Source organism: Pseudomonas sp. B21-015 (genome assembly GCF_024749285.1).
Classification (GTDB): Bacteria; Pseudomonadota; Gammaproteobacteria; order Pseudomonadales; family Pseudomonadaceae; genus Aquipseudomonas.
Genome location: NZ_CP087196.1, coordinates 2,112,535 through 2,129,635, shown reverse-complemented (window position 1 = coordinate 2,129,635; position 17,101 = coordinate 2,112,535). Strand labels below are relative to the sequence as shown.

General features: G+C 61.7%; 5 protein-coding genes. 1 reads left to right on the top strand and 4 read right to left on the bottom strand.

Translation table 11 applies throughout. The features are described from left to right. Positions 1-27: 27 nt before the first annotated feature. Positions 28-840 carry an alpha/beta fold hydrolase gene (locus LOY38_RS09825; RefSeq protein ID WP_258699854.1) on the bottom strand — a complete coding sequence of 271 codons (813 nt, stop codon included), beginning with the start codon at positions 838-840 and terminating at the stop codon, positions 28-30. A 206-nt stretch (positions 841-1,046) separates the two neighbouring features. Beyond that, on the bottom strand, positions 1,047-14,030 hold the full coding sequence (locus LOY38_RS09820) for a non-ribosomal peptide synthetase (RefSeq protein WP_258699853.1): 12,984 nt from the start codon (positions 14,028-14,030) through the stop codon (positions 1,047-1,049). 382 nt (positions 14,031-14,412) lie between these two features. On the opposite strand from LOY38_RS09820, the gene LOY38_RS09815 reads away from it, so the two are divergent. Further along, the gene (locus LOY38_RS09815; protein WP_007940073.1) at positions 14,413-14,961 is read left to right on the top strand and encodes an RNA polymerase factor sigma-70; all 549 of its coding nucleotides are present in this window, start codon (positions 14,413-14,415) and stop codon (positions 14,959-14,961) included. 154 nt (positions 14,962-15,115) lie between these two features. Here the strand turns inward: LOY38_RS09815 and LOY38_RS09810 are convergent, their stop codons facing one another. After that, positions 15,116-16,129, bottom strand: coding sequence for a GNAT family N-acetyltransferase (locus LOY38_RS09810; RefSeq protein ID WP_258699852.1), 1,014 nt, complete (start codon positions 16,127-16,129; stop codon positions 15,116-15,118). A 99-nt stretch (positions 16,130-16,228) separates the two neighbouring features. Beyond that, positions 16,229-17,023: an ABC transporter substrate-binding protein gene (locus LOY38_RS09805; RefSeq protein ID WP_258699851.1), complete on the bottom strand. Its 795-nt coding sequence runs from the start codon at positions 17,021-17,023 to the stop codon at positions 16,229-16,231. Positions 17,024-17,101 lie beyond the last annotated feature (78 nt).

Sequence of the window (17,101 nt, the reverse complement as noted above, 5' to 3'; positions counted from 1 at the left end):
TGCCCGCGATGGCGTCTGTATGACCGACTAATTTCTCTGGGCTAGAAATGCCAGCAAAGCCTCAGTCACAAACTGCGGGTTCTCCAGATTGGAGATATGCCCCGCCTCCGGCACCAGCACATACGGGCAACCGATCAACTCGGCCATCTCTTTGGTTTCCGACGGCGGCCGTGGTTTGTCCTGATCGCCGCACATCAACAGCGTGGTTTCAGGGCTCAGTTCACCCAGGCGCGGCAATAGATCATCACGACCAAAGGTAATCCGTCCCATCGGCACGATGCTTTCACGTAAGCGGTCGGCCGGCAGCGCAGCCAGTCTGGCGCGGAAATCCTGATACAGCGCCGATTGCGGATCGATGCCCGGCCGGAAGAAGATCGGCACAATAATGTCGAGCAGTTGCGGCGAGATCACACCGCTGTCTTCGATCTGCTTGAACAGCGAGAAATAATATTGGCGGGTCGGTTCCGGTTCGACGCCGACGTAGGTGTCCATCAGCACCAGACCGTTGAGCCGCTTCGGCGCCGACAGCGCCAGTCGAACACCCCACATGGCACCGACCGAAAGACCGACCAGCGTGACCTTGTGGATGTCCAGATGATCGAGCAATGCCAGAGCCTGGCGTGCTACGTCATCCAGTGACTCTGTGCATTCGGGCATCCGCCCGGATTCGCCATGGCCCCACAGGTCCAGGGCGATGACCCGATAGTGCCGCGACAGGGCCTTGATTTGCGGCGCCCACATGGCCTGGTCCCACAGGTAGCTGCCGGCCAGCAGAACCGCAGGGCCTGTACCTTGATCTAGGTAGTGAAGCGCTTGTCCATCAACCGTTACGAAGGGCATTGACTGTCTCCCTGGTGAAATCGGATCCATTAAAAAGCACTGGAAGACTGAGCCGCATGGGACCGGCAGTCAACCCGCAGCTTTGTGGTGTCTGTGATGACGCCTTCGCGGGCAAGCCTCGCTCCTACAGGTCGGAGTCGATTGGTCGACACAATACTGTAGGAGCGAGGCTTGCCCGCGAAGAGGCCCTCACCGACGCTAAAGAACTACAACCCCTCCAGCTCCGCCATCAGGTCATTCAACCGATCCACCTTCTCTTCGGTGATGTCGCTCGCCGCCAACCCGTCGATGTACTCGGCCAACTCCGCGACCGTGCTGCACTCGAACATCGCCCGCAGCGGCACGTTGCGTTGCAGGGCTTTTTGCACCCGCGAGGCGATCTGGGTGGCCAGCAGCGAATGCCCGCCGAGCTCGAAGAAGTTATCGCGAACGCCGACCTTCTCGACCTTCAACACCTCGGCCCAGATATCCGCCAGGGTCTGTTCCAGCTCATTGCGCGGCGCCTGATAGTCCTGGCTCTGCAACTGGCCGATCTCCAGTGCTGGCAGGGTTTTTCGATCAAGTTTGCCGTTGGCGTTGAGCGGCATTTTGTCGAGCCACAGCCAGTGCAGCGGCACCATGTATTCCGGCAATTCGGCACGCAAGCGTTGCTTGATGCGCTCCAGCCGTTCGTTCGGGTTCAGCGTCGAATCCGCTGCAACCAGATAGCCGACCAAATGCTTGCCGTTGATGCCTTCTTGCACACCGACCGCTGCATCGCGAACCTCCGGCTGCTCGTGCAAACGCGCCTCGATTTCACCCAGTTCGATGCGGTAACCGCGAATCTTCACCTGATGGTCGATGCGTCCGACGTACTCCAGCACACCATCACTGCGACGACGCGCCAGGTCGCCGGTGCGATACAGGCGATCCCCTGGCGCGCCGAACGGGTTCGGCACAAACACCTGCGCAGTGCGCAACGGATCGCTCACATAGCCGCGACCCACGCCGGTACCGGCCACGCACAACTCACCCACCGCCCCCAACGGCACCAGCTCCAGCGCGCCATCGAGCAGGTACAAACGGTTGTTGTCGGTCGGCGTGCCAATCGGCAGATAACTGCCACGGGTCGAAGCCAGGTCGATACGGAAGAACGCCACATCGTCCGAGCATTCCGCCGGGCCATAAGCGTTCACCAAGCCGATGTCCGGGTAACGCAGCAACCATTGATGCGCCAGTTCCGGCGGCATCGCTTCACCGGTCGGCAGCATCCAGCGCAAGCCATCGAGGCTCATGCGGTCCTGGGCGAGCATGCCCTGAATCAGCGACGGCACGCTTTCCAGCACCGTGATGCCCTGGCTCTGGACGTGAGCCAGCAAGCCTTGCGGATCGTGGGCGATGCTGTTCGGCACAATGTCCACCCGCGCACCGAACAACGGCGCCGCGAGGAACTGCCAGACCGAAATGTCGAAGCTTTGCGAGGCGGTCTGGGCGATCACGTCGGTATCGCTGAGATTCAGGTACGGCACCTTGCTCAACTGGTTGTTGAGCATGCCACGCTGCTCGACCATCACGCCCTTCGGCAGGCCGGTGGAACCCGATGTATAGATCACATAGGCGAGGTTGTCCGGGCCGCTGTAAATGCCTGGATTGGCCACCGAAACTTCGCTCGCCTGCACGTCTTCCCAGACCAGCAATCGAGGTCGGTGGGCACAACCGAACTCTTCCAGCAGTGCGACGGCTTGTTCACGACACGCCTGAGTGCAGACCAGCAACGGTGTGCGGCTCAGGTCGATGATCCGGCTCAGACGCTGACTCGGCAGGCCCGGGTCCAGCGGCAAGTAACCGGCACCGGCCTTGAAGCTGCCAATGATCATGCCCAGCAGATCGAGGTTACGCTCGGCGAGCAGCGCCACCGGTTGATCCAGTCCGACTCCGGTGGCAATCAGCGCATGGCCTAGGCGGTTGCTGCGCTGGTTCAGCTCAACATAACTGTGTTGCTGATCCAGGCAACTGGCGGCAATCCGCTGTGGATGCTCGGCGACTTGCGCTTCGAACAGTTCGACGTAGCTCTGCTCCAGCGGGTACTCGTATTCACTCTGGTTGCAGCCATGGATCAGGAAGTCCTGTTCCTCGGTGCCCAGCAGCGGCAGGTCGGCCATGTCGCCATGGAAGCCTTCGACCAGTGCCAGCAACAGTCGCTTGAACTCACCGAGCATGCGCTCGACCGTGGATTCGTCGAAATAGCGTTGGTCGTAGGACAGGTGCAAACCCAGGTCATCCCCCGGATAGCAGACCGCCGTCAACGGGAAGTTGGTGTGAGTGCGGCCCGAATCCGAGGTGGCGTTGAGACTTTGCGCACGGTCCAGCACCGAAACTTCCACCGGGGCGTTCTCGAACACGAACAGGCTGTCGAACAGCGGCTGGCCTTTCGGCAACTCGCTGTTTTCCTGGATGCTCACCAACGGCAAGTATTCGTACTCGCGCAGCTGCATGTTGCTGTCGAGCAAACCGCTGAGCCACTGACGAACGCTGCAGCGCTGATCGTCCTCGGGCATTTTCACCCGCAAGGCGATGCTGTTGATGAACAGCCCGACGGTGCGTTGCATCTCTGGCATCTCCACCGGACGCCCGGCCACCGTGACGCCGAACAGCACGTCGCGATCACCGCTCAAGCGACGCAACACCAGCGCCCACGCCGCTTGGGCGAAGGTGTTGATGGTCAGCTGATGGGCCTGCGCCAGCTCACGCAATTGCGCGCCATCCCGGGCATCGAGCCTTGTGTAGCGGTCGCCGACGATCATGCCGCCGCTGTCGCCGGCATGTTCACGCAGGAACGGCCGGTCGCTCGGAATCGGCGTGGTGCGCTCGAAACCTTGCAGGTTCTGCCGCCACCACTGCCGCGCTTCGGCCAGGCTCTGACGTTGCAGCCAGCCGATGTAATCGCGATAGCGTGGCGGCACCGCCAGCTGCGCTTCCCGGCCTTCGCCGAGGGCGGTGTAGATTTCGAAGAAGTCGTTCATCAGCAGCGAACGGCACCAGGCATCGATGAGGATGTGGTGGTTGCTCATCATGAACCAGTAACGCGCCGCGCCCACGCGGATCAAGCGCAGATGGAACGGTGCCTGATTGAGCAGATCGAACCCGGCCTCACGTTCGCTTTTCAGCAGCGATTGCAGTTTCGGCTCTTGCTCGGTTTCGGCAACCGCGCTCCAGTCCAGGTACTCGATCGGCGTGCTGCCCGGCTTGTGGATCACTTGCAGCATGTCTTCGCCGACGTTCCAGCAGAACGAGGCGCGCAAGGCTTCGTGTCGGGCGATCACCGCTTGCCAGGCCTGGGCGAAACGTTGCGGGTCGAGCTCGCTGTTGATGCGGTAGCGGTCCTGCATGTAGTAGAGGCCGGTGCCCGGTTCGAGCAAGGTGTGCAGCAGCATGCCTTCCTGCATCGGGGTCAGCGGGTAGACGTCTTCGATCATTGCCGCCGGCACTGGCAGTGCGTCGAGTTGCGGCTGAGTCAGTCTGGCCAGCGGGAAGTCCGACGGCGTCAGGCCGCCAGCGTTGTCGCTCAGGCAGTGCTGGATCAGGCTTTGCAATTCGCCCAGGTACGCCTCCGCCAGGTCGGTGATGGTTTGCAGATCGTGGCGTTCGGTGCTGAAGGTCCAGCGCAGCACCAACTCACCGCCGTATACCTGACTGTCGACGCTCAGTTCGTTGGGCAGCGGCGCATGCGGATCATGAGCCGCGCCGACCGGCTCATCGAGCGGACGGAACAACGCATCGCTGCCCAAGGTCTGGTCGAACTGGCCAAGGTAGTTGAAGGTGATCGGCGCCACCGGCAGCGCGGCCATGGTCTGCCGGCACACACCGTCGGCCAGGTAACGCAGTACGCCATAACCCAGGCCTTTATGCGGCACCGCGCGCAGTTGCTCCTTGATCGCCTTGATCGACGCGCCCTGTTCATTCATAGGTGTGAGGCGTAGCGGATAAGCGCTGGTGAACCAGCCGACGGTGCGGGTCAGGTCGATCTCGTCGAACAGGGTTTCGCGACCGTGGCCTTCGAGTTGAATCAACGCCGATTCACGACCGTTCCAGCGGCACAACACGCGGGCCAACGCGGTCAGCAGCAAATCGTTGACCTGGGTGCGATAGGCCGTTGGCGCCTGTTGCAGCAGTTGGCGAGTGCGCTCGCTGTCGAGGCGCACGCTGACGGTTTGTGCGTGGCGATTCTGCTGGCCGCCCTGAGGACGATCACACGGCAATTCAGCACTTGGGCCGGCCAGTTGCATCTGCCACCAGCTCAATTCTTCCCGCAGCGATTCGCTGCCGGCGTAAGCCTGCAACCGTGCGGCCCAGTCCTTGAAGGCACTGGTTTTCGCCGGCAGTTTTACTGACTGCTCTGCGTCCAGTTGACGATAAACCGTTTGCAGATCGTCCAGCAGCACCCGCCACGACACTCCGTCCACCACCAGGTGGTGAATAGCAATGAACAGCCGTTGTTGCCCCTCGGGATCATCGACCAGCAGCGCCCGCATCAGCGGCCCTTGCTCAAGGTCGAGGCCGCGCTGGGTATCGGCGAACAGTGCCGCGCCTTTGTCCAGGGTCGGCACGTGCACCTGCCACAGCACGGCAGCGTCGCAAACCCCTTGGTGCTCGGCCTGCCAATGGCCGGCGACTTCGGTAAAGCGCAAACGCAAGGCGTCGTGCTGTTCGATCACCGCCAGCAACGCCTGCTCCAGGCGATGCGGGTCCAGCGCCTCGGTCGGTTCCAGCAGTAATGCCTGGTTCCAGTGTTGACGCTGTGGAATATCGGTATCGAAGAACCAGTGCTGAATCGGCGTCAAACGCGACTCACCGCTCAGCAGACCTTGCTCGGCGGTGACCTGCCCGGTACGGGTCGCGACGGCGGCGAGGGTTTGTACAGTCTGGTGCTGGAACAGATCACGCGGGCTGAAGTGGATGCCCTGCTGCCGCGCACGGCTGACCACCTGGATCGACAGGATCGAATCGCCACCCAGTTCGAAGAAGTTGTCATTGAGGCCGACCTGCTGGACGTTCAGCACTTCGCACCAGATGCCGGCCAGGGTCAACTCAAGTTCGTTGCTCGGCGCCACGTACTGCTGGCGATTCAACTCCGGGTCCGGGGCCGGCAGCGCGCGGCGGTCGAGTTTGCCGTTGGCGGTCAGCGGCATGCTGGCCAGCAGGATCAGGTGGGTGGGCACCATGTAGTCCGGCAGCTGGGCCTTCAAGTGCGTCTTGAGCGCCTCGCGCAGTGCGGTTTGTTGCGCCTCGTCCTGCTCGGCCACGTCAGTGACCAGATAGCCAACCAGTTGTTTGCCGCTCGGTGCATCGAGCGCCAGAACGACAGCTTCACGGATCGATTCATGTTCCAGCAGACGGGTTTCGATTTCGCCCAGCTCGATACGGAAACCACGGATCTTCACTTGATGGTCGATGCGGCCGAGGTACTCGACCAGACCATCGGCACGCTGACGGACAAGGTCGCCGGTGCGGTACAAACGTCCGCCATTGGCGGCGAACGGATCAGCGACAAACCGTTCGGCGGTCATGCCCGGACGCTGGTGATAACCCTGCGCCAGACCGGCGCCGCCGACATACAACTCGCCCGTCGCGCCTTGCGGCACCAATGCCAGATCGGCGTCGAGAATGTACGCAACGCGAGCGCCAATCACGCTGCCGATCGGCACGCTGCCCAGCCCTTCTTCCAATTGCTCGGGTGCCAGGCTGGCGAGCGGCATGACCACGGTTTCGGTCGGGCCGTAAGCGTTGAAAAACAGGCTCGGCTTGAACGCCGCGCGAATCCGCTGCAAGTGTTCGCCGGTCAGGGCCTCGCCACCGGTGATACACATGCGTACCGGCAGGGTTTCGCCTTGAGTCGCCAGCCATTGCGCCAACTGGCTGCCGTAGCTTGGGGTGAAACCAAGAATGTTGATGTGGTGGCGACGAATCAGCCCGCAGATTTCTTGCGCATCCCACTGACCTTGCGCACGCAGGACAACCTGCGCACCACTCAGCAACGGCACCAGCAGACGCTCGGTCGCGGCATCGAAGTTGATCGAATAGAAGTGCAGCTCACAGTCATCCGGGCGCATACCGAAGCGCTCGATCACGGCGCGGCAATGCATGGCGATTTCCCCGTGGGACACCACCACGCCTTTCGGTTTGCCGGTGGAGCCCGAGGTGTAAATCAGGTACGCCTGATGCTGCGGCAGGCTGATAAACGGCAGTTCGCTGGCCGGGTAATTGGCCAGGTCCGCGGCGTCGTCTTCCAGGCACCAGCGGCCAACAGTGGCCGGCAATTCACCGAGCGCCGCGAACATCGCCGCATCGCTGAGCAGCAAACCGATGCCGCTGTCTTCGATCATGTAGTGCAGACGATCCAGCGGGTATTCCGGGTCCAGCGGTACATAGGCGCCACCCGCCTTGAGGATCGCCAGCAAGCCGATAACCATTTCCAGCGAACGCTCCAGTGCCAGGCCGACCCGCACCTGCGGCCCGACACCCCGCTCGCGGAGCATCCAGGCCAGACGATTGGCGCGGCTGTCGAGCTCGGCGTAGCTCAAGGTTTGCCCGGCGAACGTCAAGGCCGGCGCATCCTTGCGCACCAGCGCCTGCTCGGCGAACAGGTGATGGATACATTGATCGAGACGATGTTCGCCCGGCTCGATGCCGAGGCTGTCGAGCAGGTTTTGCTGTTCGCTGGCTTCCAGCAACGGCAGTTCACTCAAGCACTGTTGCGGATCGGCCAGCAACGCTTCCAGCAGATTGCGCCAGTGCCCGGCCATGCGCGCAATGCGCGGCTCGTCGAACAAATCGGTGCTGTAGGTCAGGCAGCAACCCAGGCGATGGTCGAGGTCGGTGACTTCCAGATTGAGGTCGAACTTGGTCGCTCGCGCATCGTTGGCCAGGTACTCGACGGTCATCCCGGCTAGGGTGCGGCTCTGCTGGAATTCCCAGCGCTGCACGTTGCACATCACCTGGAACAGCGGGTTGTACGCCGCGCTGCGGGTTGGTTGCAAGGCTTCCACCAGATGATCGAACGGCAGGTCCTGATGGGACTGGCCTTCGATCACGGTGTGGCGAACCTGCTCGAACAACTCGCCGACGGACATCTGCCCGTCGAGCTGGCAACGCAGCACTTGAGTGTTGAGGAATGCGCCGATCAGCCCTTCGCTTTCCGGGCGAATACGATTGGCCACCGGCGCGCCGATGCGCAGATCAGTCTGGCCACTGTAGCGGTAAAGCAGCACCGCCAGCGCGGTAGTCATGGTCATGAACAGGGTCAGACCGTTGTAGGCGTTGAAGGCACGAACCCGCGCCGCAAGATCATCGCTCAGATCGAAGCGGAACAGCTCGCCCTGATGGCTTTGCACCGGCGGGCGCGGACGATCGGCCGGCAATTCCAGCAGCGGATGTTCGCGGCCCAGTTGCGTGGTCCAGTAATCGAGCTGGCGCTGACGTTCGCCGGATTCCAGCCACTGGCGCTGCCACACGCTGTAATCCAGGTACTGCACCGGCAGCGGTTGCAGCGGTGATTCGCGGTCATCGACGAACGCTTCGTAGAGCGCGCTCAACTCCCGGGCGAAGATGTCCATCGCCCAGCCTTCGGTGACGATGTGGTGCAAGGTCAGCACCAGGTAATGCTCCTGCTCGGCGGTCTTGACCAGGCAGGCGCGCAGCAACGGTCCGGTTTCCAGGTTAAAAGGCGTGTGCGCCTCGCTGTCGGCCAGTTGCTGAACCCGTTGTTCGCCGGTGTCGACCGCCAACGCGGAAAAATCCTTCCAGTCCATGCGCAGGCTGGTGTCCGGGTGAACCTGTTGCCGGGCCACGCCGTCGACGCTCGGGAACGTCGTACGCAGGGTTTCGTGACGCATGATCAGCGCTTGCAGCGCCGCTTCGAAACGCCCGACATCCAATACGCCGCGCAACCGCGCCATGCCGCCGACGTTGTAGGCCGGGCTGTCCGGTTCCATCTGCCAGAGGAACCACATGCGTTGCTGGGAATAGGACAACGGCACCGGTTGGCTGCGGTCGACTTTCTCGATCGGTGGCTGCTTATTGGTTTTGCCGCTGGCCTGGATCAAGCGAACCTGTTCGGCAAACGCGCCCAGCTCACTGTTCTCGAACAGCGCCCGCAACGGCAACTCGACGTCGCAGGCCTGACGGGTGCGGGAGATGATTTGAGTGGCCAACAGCGAGTGGCCGCCGAGGGCGAAGAAGTCGTCGCGCAAACCGACCTGCGTTTGGCCCAGCACTTCACCCCAGATGCCGGCGATTTGTTGCTCCAGGGCAGTGACCGGTTCGACGTGTTCGCGGACTTGCCACTGGGGTTCCGGCAAGGCGCGACGGTCGAGTTTGCCGCTCGGGCTCAGGGGCATTTCGTCCAGACGCATGAGTTGCGCCGGGACCATGTATTCCGGCAACTCGGCGGCCAGCGCTGCTTTCAGACGTACGCTTTGGGTGTCGACGTCTTCAGTGGAGTCAGTGGCGGTGTAGTAACCGATCAGCTGACCGCCGGCCGCCGTTTCGCGCACCAGCACCACCGTTTGGGCGACGCCGGGCTGCGCCAACAACCGCGCTTCGATTTCTTCCGGCTCGACACGAAAACCACGCAATTTGACCTGCTGATCGAGACGACCGAGGTATTCGATCACGCCATCGGCGGCCCAGCGCGCACGGTCGCCGGTGCGGTACAGACGCGCGCCCTGCTCGCCCAGCGGATCGACCACAAAACGTTCGGCGGTCAGCCCCGGACGGCCCAGATAGCCCCGAGCCAGACCGACACCGCTGATGCACAGTTCACCCGGCACACCGGCCGGTACAGGATTGAGGTCACTGTCGAGCACGCGGCACAGCACGTTGCCCAATGGCCGGCCAATCGGCGAGCGTTCGCCATCAGCCGTTGTGCAATGCCAATGGGTGACGTTAATCGCGGTTTCGGTCGGGCCGTAGCGGTTGTGCAGTTGCACCGCCGGCAGGTGTTCCAGTACGCGATTGCGCAGTTCGGCGGGCAAGGCTTCGCCGCCACAGAACACCCGGCGCAGACTGGTGCATTCGGCGGTCAGCGGTTCGTCGATGAACAATGCAAGCAGCGGCGGCACAAAGTGCAGCGTGGTCACGCCGTACTGCTGAACCAGTTGCGCAATGCGATGCGGATCGCGGTGCTCACCAGGACCGGCGATCAGCAAGCGGGCACCGGTGATCAACGGCCAGAAACACTCCCACACCGACACGTCGAAACTGATCGGCGCCTTTTGCATCAGCACATCGGTTTCGTTCAGGCGATAGGTGTTCTGCATCCATTGCAGACGTTCAGCGAGCGCCGTGTGAGTGTTGCCCACGCCCTTCGGCTGACCGGTGGAACCGGAGGTGTAAATCACGTAGGCCAGGTTGTCGCCATGCAGATGCAGGCCTGGCGCATGGCTTGGCCAGTTCTCCAGATGCAGGGCATCCATGGCGATCACGCTGACGCCATCGGTGGCCGGCAAGCGCTCGAGCAATTCGGTTTGAGTCAGCAGCAACTCGACGCCACTGTCGCTGAGCATGTAGGCCAAGCGCTCGGCCGGGTAATCCGGGTCCAGGGGCACATAAGCGCCGCCGGCCTTGATGATCGCCAGCAAGCCAATCAACAACTGCGGCGAACGCTCGGCGGCGATGGCCACGCACACGTCCGGGCCGACGCCTTTGTCGCGCAGGTAATGCGCCAGGCGGTTGGCCTGGGCGTGCAGTTCGGCGAAGTCCAGGCTACCGCCGTCCCACAGCAGCGCGGTGCGCTCCGGGGTTTGGCGTACTTGTTCGTTGAGCAACTCCGGCAACCACTGCTGCGCCGGGTTGCAGGGAGCAACGCTCCAGTCATTTTGCTGATCGTGTTCGACGGTGGTCAGCAGTTGCAGGTCGCCGATCGCTTGTTGCGGACGTTCGCAGACAGCTCGCAGCAGGTTGGCGAAATGCCCGGCCAGACGCTCTATAGTCGCCGCGTCAAACAACTCGCTGGCGTAGTCGAAAGACAGGCTCAGACGAGCATTACGGTCTTCTTCGCTGTGCAGTTGCAGGTCGAACTTGGCTTCGCGGCTGTGCCACGGCAGCTCTTCGGCGAGCAGCCCCGGCAAACGACGCAGGGCGCCGAGATCCCGTTGCTGATGGTTGAACATGACTTGGAACAAGCCTTGTTCGCGGGCCTGCGGGAAGGCTTCGAGCAGTTGCTCGAACGGCAGGTCCTGATGCGCTTGCGCCCCCAAGGCGGCTTGACGGGTTTGCGCCAGCAACGCCATGAACGGCAGTCGTGAATCCACCTCGGCACGCAGCACCTGGGTGTTGATGAAGAAGCCGATCAGCCCCTGGGTTTCCAGGCGCGGACGGTTGGCATTCGGCACGCCGATGCGAATGTCCCGTTGGCCGCTGTAGCGATATAGCAAGCTCTGGAATGCCGCGAGCAGCAGCATGAACGGCGTCGACTCATGGGCCTGGGCGGTGTGGCGAATGGCATCGCTCAGGCTCACGTCCAAACGCAACGTGTGGCGGGCGGCGCTGTGCGTGTGTTGTGCCGAGCGCGGATGGTCGGTGGCCAGGCTCAGGGTCGGATGATCAAAACCCAGCTGCTGTTTCCAGTAAGCGAGTTGACGCTCGCCCTCCCCTTGCGCCAGCCACTGGCGCTGCCAACTGCCGTAGTCGGCGTATTGCGTCGGCAAGGCGGGAAGGCTGGCGGTCTGGCCTTGAGAGGCGGCCGCATACAACCGTGAGAATTCGTCGATCAGCACGTTCATCGACCAGCCGTCGGCGATGATGTGGTGCATGGTCACCAGCAGTTGATGGTCGTCATCGTCGAGGCGTACCAGGGTCACCCACAGCAGCGGACCTTTCTCCAGATCGAACCGGGTGCGGGCTTCGTCCTCGCGGATGTGCTGCGCGCGGGCTTCACGCTCGATGGCTGGCAGGTCGCTGATGTCGATCACTTGCAGGTTGAATTCGCCGACAGCAATGACCTGTTGCAGGGCCACACCGTCCCGTTCGAAAAACCGTGTGCGCAGGGATTCGTGACGTCCGATCAGTTGCTGGAAACTGGCGCGCAAGGCGTCTTCGTCCAGTTCGCCGCGCAGGCGCAGGGCACCGGGAATGTTGTAGGCACTGCTCTGCGGGTCGAGTTGCCAGGTGATCCACAGACGGTTTTGCGCCAGGGATTGCGGCATGGCTTCGCTGCGCGACAGCGTGGTGATCGCGCCTTGGGCCAGGCCGCCATCCTGTTGTTGCCGGGCGACTGCGGCGGCGAATGCGCCAAGGGTCGGCGCTTCGAACAACAGGCGCAGATTCAGCTCCAGAGCCAATTCTTCACGCAGACGCGCGACCACTTGAGTGGCGGCGATGGAGTTGCCGCCGAGCAGGAAGAAATGGTCATCGGCACTGACCTGTTTGATGCTGAGCTGTTCGCACCAGATTTTACCGATCAAGGCTTGCAGCTCAGAGCCCGACTCAGTTTCAGACGTGCTGGCGATCTCTGCGGGCGGAAATAGTGCATAGCTGTCGAGGCTGCCTTCGGTCAGGCGATGGCGGCAGGCCGAGCGTTGCACCTTGCCGCTGGACGTCTTGGGCAGCGCCCCCGGATTGAGCAACACCACCACGCTCGGCGCTTCCTGATACGCCTCGGCCACCGCCTGGCGGATGGCTTTGATCAGCGCCTCAGGCGGGAGGATTTTCTGCACGCTGCGGCTGACTTCCGCAGCGATGCCGATGCCTTCCTGCCCCTCGATGTTGACCGCGAACGCCGCCACGCGACCTTTGCGCACCACCTCCACTTCACGCTCGATGGTCTGCTCGATGTCCTGCGGATAGAGGTTGTGACCGCGCACGATCAGCATGTCTTTCAGGCGCCCGGTGATGAACAATTCACCGTCGCGCAAGAAGCCCAGGTCGCCGGTGCGCAGCCAGGTACGGCCGGCGCGCTGGACGAAGGTCCTGGCCGTGGCTTCGGGGTTGCGCCAGTAGCCATGGGCGATGCTCGGCCCGGCGGCCCAGACTTCACCGACCGCATTGTTGGCGAGTTCTTCGAGCGACACGGAATCGACAATCAACACCGCGTGATCCGGCTGGCTGATGCCGCAACTCATGATCGAGCTGCCATCACCCGGTTCGGCACGATTTTGCGCCAAGGCCTGATCATCCACGCGCAACACTGGAATGCCTTGGCCACGCGGGCTACCGGCAACGAACAGCGTGGCTTCCGCCAAGCCGTACGAGGCCATGAAGCTGTCCGGCGTAAAGCCGCAGGTCGCGAACTTCTCGGCAAAACGCTCCAGGCTGTCGAGGCGAATCGGTTCGGAACCGGAATACGCCACGCGCCAGCCACTCAGGTCGAGGCGTTCCAGGGCTGATTCGCTGACCCGTTCGCTGCACAACCGATAGGCGAAGTCCGGCCCGCCGCTGATGGTGCCGCCGTATTCGCTGATCGCTTCCAGCCAGCGCAACGGGCGACCGAGGAAGTACGCCGGCGACATCAACACACACGGCACACCGCTGAAAATCGGCTGCAACAGGCCGCCGATCAGCCCCATGTCGTGGTACAGCGGCAGCCAGCTGACTATCACATCGTCAGGGTTGAGGTCGATGCCAAAGCCGTGACGAATCAATAGTTCGTTGGCCACCAGGTTGCCATGGCTGACTTGCACACCTTTGGGTAACGCGGTGGAGCCGGAGGTGTATTGCAGGAAAGCGATGTGCTCGCCTTGCAGGTCCGGCGCAACCCAGCGTTCGGCCAGGGCGTTGTCGAGGGTGTCGACACACAGCAGCGGCGGCGCCCCGTTGATTTGCAGCAGGGCGTCGCGCAGGTCCGCGCTGGTCAACAGCAAGCGCGGCTCGGCATCGCTAATGATCGACAACAGACGTTCCTGGTGATGACGACGGGTCGACTCCGGCGGATAGGCCGGCACCGCGATCACCCCGGCGTACAGGCAACCGAAAAACGCCGCGACGTAATCCGGGCCGCTGGGAAACAGCAGCACCGCGCGATCGCCGAATGACGCCTCAGCCTGCAACGCGCCGGCAATGGTTCGCGCCCGTTGATCCAGCTCACGATAACTGAGCACCACAGCCTGATCCTGGGTTTCGGCGAGAAAACGCAAGGCCACCCGGTCCGGCGTCAGGGCCGCGCGGCGCTGAAGGGCTTGGACCAGTGTGCTAGGGAGTTCGAACGCGTCGGTCATGAGGTTTCCTGCCTGAATTCGGCTTGCAAGTGGAATCGGTTTTCGTACGTCACGCCCGTTCACGGGCATGCAGGACGCGGTCTTCGCCGACCGCGCAAGGCATTGGGAATGCTGTTTTGGCCGGGGCTTGCGCCCGCAGCCAGTCACCAATGAGAACGGATGAGGTCTTGAAATAATTAGTCGCCGGGCTTGAGCGCCAGCAGGCTTGCGGTTAGCGGATGAGTCAACGTGTCACGGTTCTCACTCCACACCTTGGCGGAGCATTAATTCTCTTTCTCAATTGACAATCATTATCATTAAGCATAATTTGTCGCTCGATATGTAGGACGGCCCCCGACTCCCCTGTCGTCCCACTAACCTATTTGCAGCAAGGTGATTTCCAATGACGGAACAAGTATCCACAAGCAGGTGCGATTCACCGCTACTTCAGGCCTTCGTCGACAACCGACTGATTCTGGTCAAGATTGCTGCCCGTATTACCGGCTGCCGATCCCGTGCCGAAGACGTGGTGCAAGATGCGTTCTTCCGGCTGCAATCGGCGCCGCAGATCACGTCATCCATCAAGGCACAGCTCAGCTACCTGTTCCAGATCGTGCGCAACCTGGCCATCGACCACTACCGCAAGCAGGCGCTGGAACAGAAGTATTCCGGCCCGGAAGAGGAAGGTCTGAACGTGGTGATTCAGGGCGCTTCACCGGAAACCTCACATATCAATTTCTCGACTTTGGAAAACATTGCCGATGCACTGACGGAGCTGCCCAGCCGCACCCGTTACGCCTTCGAGATGTACCGCCTGCACGGCGTGCCGCAAAAAGACATCGCCAAGGAACTCGGCGTCTCGCCAACCCTGGTGAACTTCATGATTCGTGATGCGCTGGTGCATTGCCGCAAGGTGTCGGGCAATCGTGCGGATACCTTTGCGCGCCGTTAATATCTGAAATCTCGGAGCCCCCATCGCGAGCAGGCTCGCTCCCACATTCTATTTTTGGTGTTCACAAATTATGTGTTCACAGGAGATTCAACGTGGGAGCGAGCCTGCTCGCGATGGCTGACTCAAGACCAAAGCAAGCCTTGAGCCTTACGCATCAAGCCAACGAACACCGATCAAAAAACCGCTCACGCCCCAGCATCATCAGCGCCGCGCGTTTGTGCGGGAAGTCGAACTCTTTTTCGCAGTGGAAACACTGATTGTGCATATGCCCGATCATCTTCGCGTTGTCGGCGCGAGGCTCGGCAACCACCCGCTGTGTGCGTGGATCATCCAGAAACAGGTAATGCACCAACGCCGATAACCAGCTAGCCACCTTGTGCGGGCCGCGGTGATGCTCTTCGCCCACGAGCATGTGAATGCCGCGGTCGTAATCGCCGGCGTCATAGAACGGCGCAATGCGATCTTCCTTGGCCCAATAGGCTTCAAAGTAAGCAAATGGCTGATCATCGAAGCAACCGATCAGCGTCAAGGTATGCGGGTCGGCTTCAAGCTTGCTCAGGTATTCCCGATGCTGCTCGAGACTGCCCTCCTCCTGCCAGAAACTCGCAACCCGCGGGCTGTTCTGCCAGCGGTTGAAACGCGCCAGGTCATGCTCGATTTCTACCGTGCGCAGGGAGACCCAAGCACCGAGCCGCGCATCGAAGCGTCGATAGACCTCACCACGGGGTTTCACCGCACGCAATGGATGGCGCTTGCCGCCACTGATGACCATTTGCTGTGGATAACTGCCGGTCCGCGACTCACCCAGCCAAGGCTGAGGCAGTTGCCAGAACAGCGTGCGCTCGCAGTGATATTGACCGTTGACGTCGGTGGGGATCAGCAACCCGCTGAGCAAGGCTTCGGTGGGCGCGTCATCGAGGTGCCAGGTCAGACGCAGACACTGCGCATCACGGGCAAACAGCCAATAACAGGCCGCCCAGAATGCTTGACCGTCAGGACGGCCAAAGCGCTCCTCCAGCCGCAAATGCAACGCGGGCTCGCGGGTCAGCCGCAGTTCGATCAGCGGCTGCCCTTCCAGGCTGAGGCTCAGGCGGCTTGCGGTTTCATCGGCTACAAGACGGTTGCCTGATGGCAAGGCCAGGGCAGTCAGGTCATTCAGATTGGACATGGGTCGGGCTCACGGTAATCGTCGACAGTTCAACGATGTGACGTGAGCCGGGGCGGAAAATTTAAGCGCCGTCGCCAAATACGCAACCCATGGCACGCTTCAGTGCTTGCCCACCGGCACCAGGGCAATTTTGTAAGGATCGAAAATCTTCAGCATCTGGCCGTTGTTTCGCAGGCCTTGCAGCAACTTGCCGAATGCTTCGCCTGTAATCGGCGCCTGCGGGCGAATCAGCGCGTAATGGTGATAGACCTGATCGATGCGTTGCGACACCAGCAACTGCTCGCCGACTTTCTCGTTGCGCAGCAGGTAATCGCTCAGGTAGGAGCGCGTTACCAAGGCAATGTCCGCTCGTGCGCGTAACACCATCAGCAGGTTGCTGTCGTGGGAATAGGTCAGCGTGGCGTTGTAGGTGTCGGCCAGATACTTGGGATCGGCGTTGAAATTGGCAAACTCGTAGTGATAGCCGCTGTACAGCGCCAGGCGCTTGCCCGTCAGGTCCTTGAAGTAATTCTCATCGCGGTCGGGTTTCTTCTGCGCGACAAAGATTTCTGCATCTTCCAGGCCCATATCGACGTCGGTATGCGCAATGTCCTTCCAGCCCCAGTCCGGGTTCTCGAAAATCGCCATATCGACCCGGCCTTCCTTGAAGTCGTTGAAACGCCTGGGAATGGAGGTGGGCACCAGCACAAACCGATAATCGGTTTGCAACTGATTCAGCGCTTCCACCAGCTGTGGCAGCAGACCGGTGTCGGCACCGGACTCCGGGCGCACGGTATAGGGTGGAAAATGGGCGGCACCGACCCGCACCAGTTGCGCGGCCTGAGACGGTAACACCCAGCACACCGCAAGCGCCGCCAGCAAAAGCCGCGACGCCACTCGAATTGGCGAAGACATCAAACAGCCACTCCCCGAAAAAAAAGCTCATCAATGCATTCAAGCTAGGCGGTTTCGCCGACTTAGCCAGTTTCTTAC

Coding starts and splice junctions, on each gene's coding strand:
- LOY38_RS09810 (WP_258699852.1), bottom strand. CDS start 16,129: ATGTCCAATCTGAATGACCTGACTGCCCTGGCCTTGCCATCAGGCAAC.
- LOY38_RS09805 (WP_258699851.1), bottom strand. CDS start 17,023: ATGTCTTCGCCAATTCGAGTGGCGTCGCGGCTTTTGCTGGCGGCGCTT.
- LOY38_RS09825 (WP_258699854.1), bottom strand. CDS start 840: ATGCCCTTCGTAACGGTTGATGGACAAGCGCTTCACTACCTAGATCAA.
- LOY38_RS09820 (WP_258699853.1), bottom strand. CDS start 14,030: ATGACCGACGCGTTCGAACTCCCTAGCACACTGGTCCAAGCCCTTCAG.
- LOY38_RS09815 (WP_007940073.1), top strand. CDS start 14,413: ATGACGGAACAAGTATCCACAAGCAGGTGCGATTCACCGCTACTTCAG.